Source organism: Listeria aquatica FSL S10-1188 (genome assembly GCF_000525795.1).
Taxonomy (GTDB): domain Bacteria; phylum Bacillota; class Bacilli; order Lactobacillales; family Listeriaceae; genus Listeria; species Listeria aquatica.
In genome coordinates, this window is record NZ_AOCG01000025.1 from 1 (window position 1) to 12,536 (window position 12,536).

The following is a 12,536-nucleotide window of genomic DNA, read 5'->3' on the forward strand; positions in this document are numbered from 1 at the left end:
TTTGGGCAATCCCTTGATCAATCGCCTGTTTCAAGCTCGCTATTTCTGAGAAAATACTCGGCGAACTCGCATGGAAAGCTCGTAACTTTCGAAGTTTATCTTCCAGTTCTTCCTTATTGGTTTGATAAGAATTGATCAAAGCTTGATTGAGATTGAGTTGCGTTCGCTGATCCGTTTCGGGTAATGGAGATTGTGTGATTTTTGCTTGAAGTGCATTCGCTTGGTTAATCAGGTCGTTTGCTTTCCGAATTTGTTCTTCCAGCTCCGATTCCTTTAAGTCTCCACTATCGACTTCACTTTGATAACGTTCCGGGAATTTCTGAACGGCTTCTTCTGTCGCTTCTGTTAAAAGAATGCCAGCCTGAACAAGGGGCAATAGAACTGCGCTATAAAAGGCTTTGGCCGAATCATAGGCCTTTCCTTTTAAAAAAAGGCTCTAAGGTAAACTGACTAATGGCTTTTTGAAGCGCTTGGTACCCTTCTATGTGTTGCTGGCAAACTTGACTTGTGCTACTAGCTTGGGCTTTCGACTTTGACACATACATATCAATGCTCATGCTTTCCCCTCCCATTCGTCTAGGCTGGCTTTTCTTTTTCCGTAGGCGACTTCATCGGCTTGGTCTTCCAAGTCTCTTTTTTCTTGTTGGAAGACTTCTTCCATCTCTTCAAAATGCGCTCGCGTCGATCGTGAAAGGGAGAAAACCCGTTCTTGCATTTGTTCGCGCAAAAAAGCCCGATCATTTTTCCGAAACTGCCAACTCACCTCTTCCACAAATCGGAGTCCTTGTCGAAAATGGTTTTCATAGGCCTCTTGAAGTTGCTGAACAGCACGCCTTTTTTGTTGATTTTCGTCCACTTTCTCCATTAATCGCCGTTCTTCTTGCTGCCACTCGGTCCACGTTTTCATGGTGTTGAGCCTCCAATCGATGAAAGGCTGGCTCCTATTTCCGCATCCTTCGCTGCAAAGGCCTCCGCAACGCTTTGCAAGTTCGTACTTGCCGTCGTTAAAGCATTCGCAATCTGGGCAACCGCTTCGCCTTCTGCTTGAATCGCCATATGTGCTTGTGTATTCCCTCCAACCGTTGTTTCTTCATCCTTCGTAATGGTTCTTCCTTGTCCCTGAAGGCTTGAAACCGCTTGTTGAAGGGCTGTCGCTTTTTCGGAAGCTTGCCCTAAATCGCTAGCTACTGTACTCATTTTTAGCCTCTCCTTCCCACCTTTTTAAGAAAAAACGCCTCTTACGAGAAACTCATAAGGGGCGTATTCAGTATTAGGCTTAAAATCCGAAGTTTTGAGACAGTTGTTGATCTTGTTCTTCCACAGCTGTCGCGGTTTTTTGAAGTTGTTGTTCAATTTGGTCCATCAAGTTCGCAAATTCCGTTACCTTCGGTTTTAATTGATTAAACTGATCATCAAATCGTGCAAACGCTTGTCCTTCCCATTCGCTCCGAAGTTGTTCTTGTGTTTGCGATAAGCGTTGTAACAGTTGTTCAATATCCCGAGCACTTGTCCCATACTTTTTGGCACGATCCCGTAACTCAGCTGGGCTCATTCTAATTTGTCCTGACATCAAATTCATCTCCTACATATGTATTGTTTTCTTTCAATTTATAATATAGCACAACCCCAATCTATTGTCTGTGTCCAAATTGTGACATTTTCTTCCTTGATTCGACAGAGCAGTCTTCTAGACTGGAAGGAAACGTTAGTCTTCCATTTTCAGCTGCCGTTCCATTTCTTTGGCTTCCTTTAACAACTGATCTTCCTCTTGTTCTAGTCTTTCTAACTCCTCTGGGCAAGCCATTAGTTTTTCTTCCGCCTCTTGAATGAGGAGTTGAATCGGATGACTTAAAATCGCTACTTCTTCATGAAAATAGCCTTCTATATATTGTTGTTACTCTCCTTCTTGTATATTCGGATTCATTTCAGATCACTTATTCAAATAGCGGTAAATCGTCGTTCGAGAAACACCCCAACGATCCGCAATACTCTTAATCGGGGTTCCATTCTCCACAAGTGTCTGTAAAAGTTCTAGATCCTTCTCTGATAATTTTTCCGGACGGCCACCGTTTCTCCCTCTTGCTCGCGCTGCTGCTCGTCCAGCTGCTGAACGTTCTAAAATCAAATTCCGTTCAAATTCAGCAAAGGCTGCGAAGAGATGGAAAATGAGTTGACCCGTTGAACTCGATTTGTCCATGGTGATATTTTCTTGTAAGCTGTGAAAGCTTACGCCATTTTCGTTCAACTGATTCACGATGCGAATTAAGTCTTCCATATTTCTTCCTAGTCGGTCCAACCGCCAAACAACAAGCGTGTCTCCAGACCGACAAAAATCGATCGCATCTTCTAAACCAGGTCGTTTACTTTTTGCCCCACTTATATGATCTTTAAAAAATTTTCTCACAACCAAATTTTTCTAAACTATCCATTTGAAGATCTAAATTTTGTAGTCCAGTTGATACCCGAGCATACCCAATTTTCATAGTTTTCATACCTTTCGAAATTAAATTAAGGAATATCCATTTTTATTGTAACATAACTTTACAACAACGGATATACTGAACATAGATTAATTGACGGATTTATGAACATGATTTGACTTCATTTACTATGAAAATGAGTGAAAAACAAGCGTGTCCAGTAAATGGTCATTTTCTGGACATCAAAAACAGATCATTCTTATTGAATTTTCATCGTATTCCTCGCTCATTTTAAATTCCAGACGATAGACTAGTTTTATCAAATGAAAAACATCTATTTTTATTTCCTTTTTATGGATGCTTTTCCAACTCCCTTTTTGCCAGTATGGTTGACTCCCTTTTTCCATACTGGCTTTTTATGTTTATTTTTCAACTAGGAAGCTTACCTTCCTTTTGCCCCATTCAATTGACTCACTGAAACTAGCGAAAGATACCCAAAAATAAAAGTGCCAATAAATGATTCTGTATTCTTCTTTCAATAGTTCAATTGTATGCTATTTTTTGTATTTTTCTTTAAACCTTTCGCATGCATCAAGATAGTTTTTAAGTTCTTCAGGTTTAGGACAATTTTCCCCTAAATTCTCAGCTCTATCATGTATCCAGTCTGAACATAGGGACATTCCTTCCTCTATTTCTTTAAACATTTCTGCATTAAAAACAACTTTTTTTAAGTCTATTTGTTTGTATAGCTGGGCTATATCTCATAATAGCTTCATTGAATACTATTTCCTCAATCATTCGTTCCCAGGTTTCTCTTAATTTTTCACACCAATGTTCAGCTTCATTTCTATATTCTTTATGCAGATACATTTTTTCCTCATTATCAATACTTACAAATTTACGTTCTATTTTTTTTTAGATTTCCCCTTAAATATTTGATTCTTTTCGAAACAGATGTGCCAATCCATGGTTCATTATTATCCCTCAGTCCTGAAACCTTATTGAAGTTTCTGATTACTACTTTAGAACACTCCACTCGTTTCTTTATTCCCCATCTCTCCAAACATTTTACAAAAGTAATATCATGCGTAAAAATAACCACTTGTTTTTGTTGGGCTTCCTCCACTAATCTTCTGCCAATAACTTCCTTCCTCTCAACATCTAAAGAGCTTACAGGATCATCCAAAACGATACATGTATTCTTGTCGTTAAGGCTTGTTTCTGCTAAAAAATTAGCAATGGTAATAGCTCTTTGTTCTCCTTCACTTAAGATATCTATTGGTCTTCTATCTTTTATTGTTAACTTGCTAAGTGTATTCCCCTTACTCCCTTTTTGTTTAATTTCAGCTGAAAAATCGGCATTCAGTTTTTTACATTCTTCATCAAATCTTTCAATGTATTTATCAGTGACATATTGAGAGAAAAGAGATCTTTGGAACCTAGTGGCTTTCTGTGTAGAGATAGTTATACAATTTGCTACATCTACCCATTTCAAATCTTCTAAGAATCCCTTTATTTCCGGCAAGAAATCGTTAAGTCGAAGCTTATCATTATATTCATTTTCAAATTTCTCTATTTCATCAATTTCCTTTTTTACTTTTTGAGTATTTAATTCAGATATCTCTTTCTCTATTTGCCTTAAAGCTTCATTACAGATTGTTTCTTCCATTTTAAAAGTATCAATTTCTTTTTCCCATTGTAGGATTGATAAATTCTGAATAACATTCTCTTTAATAGTTTCAATTTGCGTTTGCCAACTGATAAGTTGACTATGTAAGTTAGGAATTTTCTCCTGTAGCCATTCTTCAAAGCTAGATTCTTTTGTGATCAACTTATAATCAAAATTTTTTGAAATCCTGTATTAGCTTTTTAATATTGCTATCTGCTTGGCTTAATTCGGATTCTGCCGAACTCTTTAAGTACATCCAATACTTATCAATTACCGTTACTCCATCTATTTTTTGTCCACAAAATATACAATGATCAATTTCTTCTTGAATAACCCCATAGTATTGCTTAGCTGATTCAATAAATTCTTTCCACTCGGGTGAACCTATTTGATATATATGTTCTCCCTCTAATTGAGTTATACCCTCAGCAATTGAAATTTTTTTTTTAAATCGCTTCTCCTTTGAATTAATTCTTTAGTTCTATCAATTCTCTCACTAGAAAACTTTGCATTAATCACTTTGATTCTTTCTTTTATTCCATTCAATTTTGCCTTGCGTTTATCAAGCAACTTTTGTTGATTCATAATATTCAAAGCGACTAGCTCAGATTTTCTCTTCATTTTTATTTGCAGTTCATTTTTTAAGTGATCTGTTTTTGATGCATTTTCAAGATCGACATATTCTGTATTACTATTTATACTCTTAACTAGCTCTCCTATTTGTGTTTTATTAGGAAATTGACGTACATAGATGTTCTCTTTATTTTTTTCCTTAATATCTTCATTCAGTCTTTTTTTAACTTCGGTTATTAAATGATTAAACTCATCAAAAAAATTAAATTCTATTGGAGCAAAATTTAGTTCTACATCTTTAGTTAAATCATTAGTGGCGCTTTTTGAATCAAATACAGCTACTCTACTAAACAATTCGTTTTTATGATCCTCTGGAAACACTAGGGTTTCAGAATTTCCTTTTTCATTCTCAAAAACAAACTTTGCACTTGGGGTTACATTTTCTTCATTAAATATGTTTGATAAAATATGTTTATCTCCTCTTGAAATAAAGGCATTATTTAGTAATCTGACATACCCTGATTTTCCACTTCCATTCAGCCCGTATATAATTGTTAATTGTCTACCTACTGGGATTGATGAGCTTGATGATAAAGCATTAACTCCTTTGACTTCTGATAATTCATTCCATATTACCTTAGAGATCGATTTTGGTTTAGTGGAATTGGATAAAAATTCAAGTGACTTTCTTGTAGAGAGTGTTTCCTCCAAGTTATGGTCTTGTTTTAATGTCAAATAAACTTCATCTATCAAAGATTCATTTATTTTAATTCCCCTTAAAATTGCATCGGCTCCAACTTGCTGCCAATATGGTTGTTTTCTTACCCATTCTACGATTTCATCTCTAATCATAATGTCATCTCCCTCTGCTATTTTGATTGATACTTTTTATATACATTATATTATTAATTTTCTTTCTATTCAACAGAATATATAATTGGATTTTTGAATTTTTCATGTTACAGTATAAATAACTTTTTTAAGCCCATCCCTTCTTCATTCTCGCTTCAGTTTTTCAACTGAAGATCATCTCCTTTTAATAGATAGGATATCAAAAAAGTGCAGGGAGCAAAAAAAATGGAAAATTTAACAAAAAAAAGAACAACTAAAAATATTAGACCAATACTTTTTATCAACAACGGAAGCAATGACTCTACTGCACGTGACTCGTAGCGCAATTGGAAATTTAGGAGCACGAAAACATTTAACACAGATCCAATGGGGGTCTGGTGTTCTATATTTCTATGAGGAAGTGGCAAAAAGAGCTGTGTCGCTTGGCAAAATGAGGCACTACAATGAAAATATACCTAGCAAGGACAAACAACTCCAATTTTTGAACAGCTATTTTATCTCAAAAGAAAAAGCGCTTACTCTCTTAAACGTATCAGACAATCACTTTTATTATTTAATCCTTCGCAATAAAATAACACGTCTCAGAAAAGGAAGTGCTATTTTTTATTTTCGCGAAGAAATTTATCAACTTACTTAAATAGAAAGTCATGATTTTTAAATTCAATGACTGTTGACTGTCAAAGCCTTATCTTTTTGATAAGGCTTTTTATATGTTTCAAATATAATTTATATCCTTTATTAAATAGCCCTCTGTACAGAAATATTTATAATATAAACTAACGTTTATAGACTATATTCTAGACTAAAATCAAGTATTTCAGACGTGAAAATCTCCATTCTTTGGTTGGCACAAAAAAAATCTAGAATTTATAAATTCTAGACTTCAGTGAATTCATTTTATTTGAAAAGAGCTATTAAAGAAATGGCGAGTCCGAAAATAGTAATAACCATACTTAACCGATCTTTTGGATCTACTATCGATTGCTTGAAATTTTGAATAAGTAGACTTATATATTTTAACAATTCATAGAAAAAAAGAGTAAAGCCCAGCGCAATTAAAAACATGTATAGTATGAATTCTGGTAACCCTGAAATTACCTGATTTCCATCTTTAAACATAAAAGATATTACTTTTAGGCTTTTTCCATCAAACTTTGATAAGACTAAGGCCAGTACTCCTAGCGTCATACAAACTACTTTAAGAACCACGATACCGCCTCGTTTATGTCTTTCCATACTGTACTCTTGATCAAATGACCTGTCAGATTTTTTACTTTTTTCGGATGCTCTACTTTTCATTTTTTGAACAGTTGTCTTGTTAAGAAGCATATAAGATTCCATGAGAAGCATCGCTCCCAAGATAATACAGGTTAAAAGAGACTTATTATCAACTACCCAGTCAAAGAATCCATCATTTATAACTAGGTAATAAAATGGAATAAACACTAAACTCATACTAGCTCCAGACATCAACTTTAAGACAAACATTTCTACATATAGATCCGAATTTTTTTGATCATTTGAAAGTCCAGACCCTTTTTTAGCTTTTAAATATCTTCCTTTCATCAAGATTCTCCTTTTTTGTTAATTCCTAACATTTTTACATAATATACGCTAACAAATAGAATCACCAAGACTCTTCCATTCTTATTTTACTTTACCTCTCGTTTCGCGAAATTTCCATCCATAGATAATGACTAATAAAATTCCTGAAATAATAGCAAGCCACCTAAATAATTGACTAAATTTTGCTTCACTGATCCCACCTTCATCTAAGTAAATATAAGGATCTGTATATAAAACTATCATCGCAGTATGTATTAAAATCAAAACTAATATAAATATAAGCCCAGATTTTGAGCGCCACTTTTTTTTGAACAATAAATATACCACTAAATGGTAATAAAAAGAATAGTAAGTATAAACCAAAAGATAAAATAGCAAGCCAAAACATTCCACCGTTCATTAAATATAAATACGCTGATTCGTACACTAATACGGTTGTCAGTATGAAGACAAGAACTAGTCTTACACCATTGTAATTCCATAATTTTTTCATCATATATTTATGGTCATTCCTTTCTCTCTTTCTAAGATGGTTAAAAGTTCCTTTTAAGAATTATAGCATAGAACGAATCCTCTTTACACGTCCCCTCTTTCTTTACAAACCTGTTTGATGAAGAACGCCCTCAGATTCATAAACTTCCAGTAACTCAAACATCGCATTCATATCGATTTCCAACCCAAACGCAAGGGATAAAATAAGTCCATACCTGATTTTATCGGGGGGGATTTCGCAACGAATGATCGTCCTCCACAAATTTTCTGGAACGCTCGTTAAGTGAGCCAGCTGGTAAACACTCTCAACGTTGTATTCTTTCATAATTTTTGATAGTCAAAAATTCAATTGTTCCATAGTTTTTTACAACAAAAAAGACCTCTCCATTAAAAGGAAAGATCTTTTTTGTTTTTTGAATAGAGACAAGTTTATTTTATCATAAATAGCTATGAAAAAGGGACTTTTTTTGCTTTTAGAACATCTTGTTTGTCCGTTTCGTTTCTGTTTCAAGCATGTTATAATAAACCTTGCAAGCAAGTTTATGGTGGTGGCTAGCCTATCTTTATAATAGAAGTGTGGTGATGCCTATGAGAATTTTTGTTAGGCTTCCGGAAAGGAATTCCAATGACCGTTTACGAAGCACTGTCTTTCGCAGTTGCTTTTGCAACACTTGTGTTGCTTGTTAGCAGTCAAAATAACAAAAAAAAAATAACCACTCATAAACTTTGACAGGTTTAGTGGTTATTTTTAACTATTAACGCTAGTCACCATCTTAAATGGGCTTGTATCAAGAGTCATGTTGACGCATGGCTCTCTTTTCTTCTATTATCAACATAATAGCACTTTTTTATTTTATCGTCAACAAACCTATCCCTATCTTTTAAAAATGGATAATCAACAAAAAACAGCCATCTGCGGTTCTTAGACAAACGTCTGAAGGCTCTTTTAGCAACTGAAACGCAGGATAACATCGACACTTCCGAGAGATCGAACAGCGTCTTCTGAGATCTTTGTAATGTCATGTCCTTCAAATTCTCCTTTCGTATCAAAAATAGCTGAATAGGAATTTCGAGCATGGTTATCTATTTCAACAAAACCAACGCATTTATGGCCAGCTGCTTCCATCCCCATTCTAAATCCACCTATTCCAGAAAATAGATCAATAAATGTTTTACTTTTTTTTTACTTGACTCATTGCCTGTTCACCGACTTTCATATATTATAAAAATGAGATCGTGAACATCCGAAACTTTGGCCACAGCAAATCACGATCTCTGCCGGTGAACGGCAAGTGGAAGGCGTGATTTTTCCACGCCTTTTTAATGTATCTTTATGAGCCGAGTAAAAACAATATCACCTCCTTAAAAATAAAGAATTCTTGTTAAAACGGTAGATCATCATCACTAATATCAATTAGACGATCTTCATTTTTAGCAAACGGATCTCGGCCGCTTCCATCGTTATAGGTTGGCGGTGGGTTCGTTGGCAAAGGAGCCTCGTTTCTAGAGCCTTTTGGCTCTAAAAATTGAACACTCTCTGCAACTACTTCTGTAACATAAACTCGCTTACCGTCCTGCCCCTCATAATAACGTGACTGAAGACGGCCATCAACGCCTGCTAAACTTCCTTTTCCAAGAAAATTCGCTACGTTCTCAGCTGGTTTACGCCAAACCACACAATTAATAAAGTCCGCTTCTTGTTCTCCTTTTCCGTTTTTAAAGTTTCTGTTAACAGCAAGTGTAAAAGTTGCAACAGCAACACCTGCTGGAGTATAACGAAGTTCTGGATCCTTTGTTAATCGACCGACTAAAACTACTCGATTCATCATATAGTTTTCATTTCCTTTCTGTTTTTATTTGCATTCGCTTATTGAATCAAACCATGCTCTCTAATTTTCAATTCTTTAAAAAAGACAATTTCTAGCTAACTCTTCTTTCAAAAACAGCTCTTCTTTCGGGGTTAATTTGCGAAAACCAAAAACGACTTGTCCATCTCTTTGCATGTAATCCGTTATATATGTGATTTTTACTTTCATACTGCTACCCGTATATTCTTTGCCGTCCCATTCTCTTAAAATAACATAATCCCCTACTTGAAAATCCCGATCGTTTTCACGTATTTCAAAACATTTATGCCCACTAATTACATCAAGATAGTATTTTGGTAATATTTTTAATGGGTGTATTTTATTCATCATATAGCTAGCCTCCCATTCGGTCCGCTTTCTCTTTTTATTTTTTTAAGGTTATACTCCTTTCTCTCCAGTTCGTGCATTTTCTTTAGTTTATTCAATAATAAAGTTGTACTTAGACCGTTGTCATACGGATCTCTATTCTTCCACATCTCCATTTCACACAACAGTTCTTTATTTAACTCATCCATTTCTTTCGATAGCAATTGTCCTTCAGTTAAATTTTCCATATTATTACACATCCTTTTAAGTTATTAAGATTCGTTTTTTTTATTTTCTCTCCTACTTTTTAATTTTGAAATCCTTTATCAGTCACATATCCTTCTTTTGACCATATATTTCGCTTTTCTTTTTTCGCTTCGGTCTGCACTCGATTAAATTCTTTCAAATATCTTGTGTTCGGCTTGTATATGTATGCTACACGCGCATAGCCTTCATATATCATCAATTCATTGACATTCTTACCATCCGCATAAAGATACGCTAAAACTCTTCCATACTTATCTGTAGCGCCTCCTTGATCGTATTCCAGAGTAAGTTTTGCTCCAGAAACCAATTTTTTCATATAATTACTAGCTTCTTTTGCAAAAGGCTGTGCAGGCGTTCCAGGCTTGACGCTTTCGGGCGTATCCATTAATAATAAGCGTACTTTTTTTACAGTTGGATCCCCTTCAAAGGTAATCGCTACTGTGTCCCCATCTACGACGTGATCGAGCTTCACGGGTACCACATTCTCAGGCATTTGAATAGTCGTTTTAGCTTGACTCTCCTTTTTTATGGAGGGGACTTTATCAAAGAAATCCGTTACATAGCCTCCCTCATATAGTCCATAACCACCAAAAATCAAAAGGACTAACCCAAGCGAAATCCATTTCTTGATTCGTTTTTTCATCTTTTTTTTCCTCCACTTTTTCACGAGTATTCTCTTTAATTTTGGGAGCCCAAACGGTATTGGGGCTCCCTTTTTTTTTATTTAATTATCAAAGAAAAAAACGATTCTCACATTTTCACCAGTGCCATCATCTAAATCTTCTAAATAAGGTAAAACTCTTTCCAAAAAACCAGGCTGCTTCTACTGTGTAAGTTACCTCACACTCAACTTGTGTATAGTAGGGCTTAAATGGAGTTAGTTTCAGCTTTCCGCTCACGAGTAATTCCATGTCATCATTAGAAATTTTCCCAACATTCCCAAACACATCCGTACTCCACGAATTCACTTCGTTTGTTTTTAAAAACTCTTTATACCCTTCTTCATCAACAAATCCTCTTTTCATCGTTTTTTGATCCCAGTTAAAATCCCGCAACTCTTTCAATGTTAGATAGGAATCTGAATGGCCGTCTATATCCCAAGTCTCCCTTACTTTCAAAAATTCTTCAGATGCATTGTAAGGGATGCCTTTTGGAAATGAAACTGGATTAAAAGCGTCTCCAATATCACCACCTGCAAAACCATAACCGTTTCTCACATCTGCAAGTATCGCAAACACTGAATAATTCCGCACATCATATAGGCCATCATAACTTCCATCTTCATATAAGACGGCCTTCCACTCGTTGTCCTGGTTTTTCTTTTCTACAAATAAATGAATATCTGCACCCATTTTTATCTTCTCCTCTTTTCGATTTTTGGTTTTGGCCTTTTGAATTTTAATAAGTAGCATGTAATAGCTTTACTTGCTTTCTCGCAATACGCTCAACCTGTTCAAAATGGTTTTTACAGTAATGGAAACCATATTGAATGGCTATCCGCATCACTTCTTGTTGAATATCCGTTATACCTATTTCTTCATTTAATTCCTTTGCATTTCCAGGCAAAGAATAAGGTATTGGTTCAATAACTTCTTTAAAGATAATGTTTGTAGCCCCTTCAATATCAATGAAACAATAATAGGGTAAGTCTTCATAAGTCATTTTTCCGCCCTCCATTGCATTAAAGTAGAAGTCTTGTTATAATTTTTATGTGATTGTTTGTTTGAGACTTTGTCGAGTGTCCGCTCTTCAAAGTCTTTTTTTTGTATTTCCTAACCAAATAATTGGAAGAGTGATAAAACAAAAAATGAGAAATCCTAATGGAAATAAGAACATTTCATCCCTCCTTACATACCTTATTAAGTATCTATAAACATCATAACATACTTTATTAAGTATGTAAAGGAAGAACATACTTAATTTGATATGTGATTAAAAATATGTTATTTTTATTGATGAGGTGAAAGGAATGTCAAACTTAAATCCTAAGTCTGTTCAAGACTTTATGTATAAAAACTTAGTGAGCAAAAATGAAGCTAGGAAAATAACAGGTCAAAGCTATGAAGCTTTCAGTCAATCTGTTAAAAATGGATGGATTCTCCCTTTTTTCGAGTCGGGGAGTGGAACTAGAAAAGTTAGACTTTATTTAAAATCGGATTTAGAAGAATACAGAAATAACAAAAGGCAACGATAAAAAGCATTGATTAGAACATTTTGTTCTAACCAATGCTTTTTCATTTATATTTTTTACATATTATAAAATAAAGATTGTTTCAAACTAATCAAATTTCTTTTCCACATGCCTTTACCGCTCTAGTCCTTTACTCGCTCTGCAATAATACATAGACTCATTTTGTTTGTCCTGCGCTTCCTTTCCCTGCCGCAACTGAAGACGATTTTGGAATTGTTTGGTGACTTGTTGCCAAGTCTTTTGAAAAGGTTCTGGATGATCCTGCAGTAGATCATTTAAATCACGTTTCTGATCCGGATATGGAAACTCCTTGTAAGGAATTTGTTGGGTTC

At 35.0% G+C, this 12,536-nt stretch carries 15 protein-coding genes and 2 pseudogenes; 1 reads left to right on the top strand and 16 read right to left on the bottom strand.

What is annotated here, in order from left to right; genetic code table 11:
• The 15 genes and pseudogenes from MAQA_RS13190 to MAQA_RS13270 all read right to left on the bottom strand — a co-directional run.
• Nucleotides 1–376 (bottom strand): annotated as a pseudogene (locus MAQA_RS13190) (T7SS effector LXG polymorphic toxin); the annotation flags it as partial.
• 177 nt (nucleotides 377–553) lie between these two features.
• Complete coding sequence (locus MAQA_RS13195; protein ID WP_036074551.1) at nucleotides 554–907, bottom strand: DUF3958 family protein; 354 nt, start codon at nucleotides 905–907, stop codon at nucleotides 554–556.
• Nucleotides 904–1,197, bottom strand: a complete 294-nt coding sequence (locus MAQA_RS13200; protein WP_036074554.1) for a TIGR04197 family type VII secretion effector — start codon at nucleotides 1,195–1,197, stop codon at nucleotides 904–906. The genes MAQA_RS13195 and MAQA_RS13200 overlap by 4 nt, the downstream gene beginning before the upstream one ends.
• Nucleotides 1,198–1,276: 79 nt before the next feature.
• Nucleotides 1,277–1,570: a WXG100 family type VII secretion target gene (locus MAQA_RS13205; protein ID WP_036074555.1), complete on the bottom strand. Its 294-nt coding sequence runs from the start codon at nucleotides 1,568–1,570 to the stop codon at nucleotides 1,277–1,279.
• Between the two features lie 360 nt (nucleotides 1,571–1,930).
• Nucleotides 1,931–2,483 (bottom strand): annotated as a pseudogene (locus MAQA_RS13210) (recombinase family protein).
• Between the two features lie 835 nt (nucleotides 2,484–3,318).
• Nucleotides 3,319–4,251, bottom strand: a complete 933-nt coding sequence (locus tag MAQA_RS14005) for an AAA family ATPase (protein ID WP_052008637.1) — start codon at nucleotides 4,249–4,251, stop codon at nucleotides 3,319–3,321.
• A gap of 255 nt (nucleotides 4,252–4,506) precedes the next feature.
• The gene (locus MAQA_RS14010) at nucleotides 4,507–5,514 is read right to left on the bottom strand and encodes an ATP-binding protein (RefSeq protein WP_052008638.1); all 1,008 of its coding nucleotides are present in this window, start codon (nucleotides 5,512–5,514) and stop codon (nucleotides 4,507–4,509) included.
• Nucleotides 5,515–6,411: 897 nt separating this feature from the next.
• A complete protein-coding gene (locus tag MAQA_RS13225; protein ID WP_036074556.1) occupies nucleotides 6,412–7,080 on the bottom strand; it encodes a hypothetical protein in 669 nt (222 codons plus the stop codon).
• A gap of 1,438 nt (nucleotides 7,081–8,518) precedes the next feature.
• Entirely contained in the window at nucleotides 8,519–8,737 is a 219-nt protein-coding gene (locus MAQA_RS13240) for a DNA cytosine methyltransferase (RefSeq protein ID WP_338151637.1), read from the bottom strand.
• Nucleotides 8,738–8,954: 217 nt separating this feature from the next.
• Entirely contained in the window at nucleotides 8,955–9,401 is a 447-nt protein-coding gene (ssb, locus tag MAQA_RS13245; protein WP_036074563.1) for a single-stranded DNA-binding protein, read from the bottom strand.
• A gap of 75 nt (nucleotides 9,402–9,476) precedes the next feature.
• Entirely contained in the window at nucleotides 9,477–9,770 is a 294-nt protein-coding gene (locus MAQA_RS13250) for a DUF3850 domain-containing protein (RefSeq protein WP_338151636.1), read from the bottom strand.
• Nucleotides 9,767–9,994 carry a hypothetical protein gene (locus tag MAQA_RS13255; RefSeq protein WP_036074564.1) on the bottom strand — a complete coding sequence of 76 codons (228 nt, stop codon included), beginning with the start codon at nucleotides 9,992–9,994 and terminating at the stop codon, nucleotides 9,767–9,769. Before MAQA_RS13255 ends, MAQA_RS13250 begins: the two co-directional genes overlap by 4 nt.
• Before the next feature lie 59 nt (nucleotides 9,995–10,053).
• Nucleotides 10,054–10,656, bottom strand: coding sequence for a thermonuclease family protein (locus MAQA_RS13260; RefSeq protein ID WP_052008640.1), 603 nt, complete (start codon nucleotides 10,654–10,656; stop codon nucleotides 10,054–10,056).
• Between the two features lie 127 nt (nucleotides 10,657–10,783).
• Nucleotides 10,784–11,365 (bottom strand): hypothetical protein, encoded by a 582-nt coding sequence (locus MAQA_RS13265; RefSeq protein ID WP_149023384.1) that lies wholly within the window; start codon nucleotides 11,363–11,365, stop codon nucleotides 10,784–10,786.
• Nucleotides 11,366–11,411: 46 nt separating this feature from the next.
• Nucleotides 11,412–11,675 (bottom strand): hypothetical protein, encoded by a 264-nt coding sequence (locus MAQA_RS13270; protein ID WP_036074566.1) that lies wholly within the window; start codon nucleotides 11,673–11,675, stop codon nucleotides 11,412–11,414.
• A 307-nt stretch (nucleotides 11,676–11,982) separates the two neighbouring features.
• On the opposite strand from MAQA_RS13270, the gene MAQA_RS13275 reads away from it, so the two are divergent.
• Nucleotides 11,983–12,207 carry a hypothetical protein gene (locus tag MAQA_RS13275; protein ID WP_036074568.1) on the top strand — a complete coding sequence of 75 codons (225 nt, stop codon included), beginning with the start codon at nucleotides 11,983–11,985 and terminating at the stop codon, nucleotides 12,205–12,207.
• Between the two features lie 111 nt (nucleotides 12,208–12,318).
• Here the strand turns inward: MAQA_RS13275 and MAQA_RS14615 are convergent.
• A partial coding sequence (locus tag MAQA_RS14615; protein WP_036074570.1) for a hypothetical protein occupies nucleotides 12,319–12,536 on the bottom strand: 218 nt, incomplete at its 5' end.

Bases quoted from the DNA above. Each gene is read 5' to 3' on its own strand.
- MAQA_RS13195 (WP_036074551.1), bottom strand. From the start codon at position 907: ATGAAAACGTGGACCGAGTGGCAGCAAGAAGAACGGCGATTAATGGAG.
- MAQA_RS13200 (WP_036074554.1), bottom strand. From the start codon at position 1,197: ATGAGTACAGTAGCTAGCGATTTAGGGCAAGCTTCCGAAAAAGCGACA.
- MAQA_RS13205 (WP_036074555.1), bottom strand. From the start codon at position 1,570: ATGTCAGGACAAATTAGAATGAGCCCAGCTGAGTTACGGGATCGTGCC.
- MAQA_RS14010 (WP_052008638.1), bottom strand. From the start codon at position 5,514: ATGATTAGAGATGAAATCGTAGAATGGGTAAGAAAACAACCATATTGG.
- MAQA_RS13225 (WP_036074556.1), bottom strand. From the start codon at position 7,080: ATGAAAGGAAGATATTTAAAAGCTAAAAAAGGGTCTGGACTTTCAAAT.
- ssb (WP_036074563.1), bottom strand. From the start codon at position 9,401: ATGATGAATCGAGTAGTTTTAGTCGGTCGATTAACAAAGGATCCAGAA.
- MAQA_RS13250 (WP_338151636.1), bottom strand. From the start codon at position 9,770: ATGATGAATAAAATACACCCATTAAAAATATTACCAAAATACTATCTT.
- MAQA_RS13255 (WP_036074564.1), bottom strand. From the start codon at position 9,994: ATGGAAAATTTAACTGAAGGACAATTGCTATCGAAAGAAATGGATGAG.
- MAQA_RS13260 (WP_052008640.1), bottom strand. From the start codon at position 10,656: ATGAAAAAACGAATCAAGAAATGGATTTCGCTTGGGTTAGTCCTTTTG.
- MAQA_RS13265 (WP_149023384.1), bottom strand. From the start codon at position 11,365: ATGGGTGCAGATATTCATTTATTTGTAGAAAAGAAAAACCAGGACAAC.
- MAQA_RS13270 (WP_036074566.1), bottom strand. From the start codon at position 11,675: ATGACTTATGAAGACTTACCCTATTATTGTTTCATTGATATTGAAGGG.
- MAQA_RS13275 (WP_036074568.1), top strand. From the start codon at position 11,983: ATGTCAAACTTAAATCCTAAGTCTGTTCAAGACTTTATGTATAAAAAC.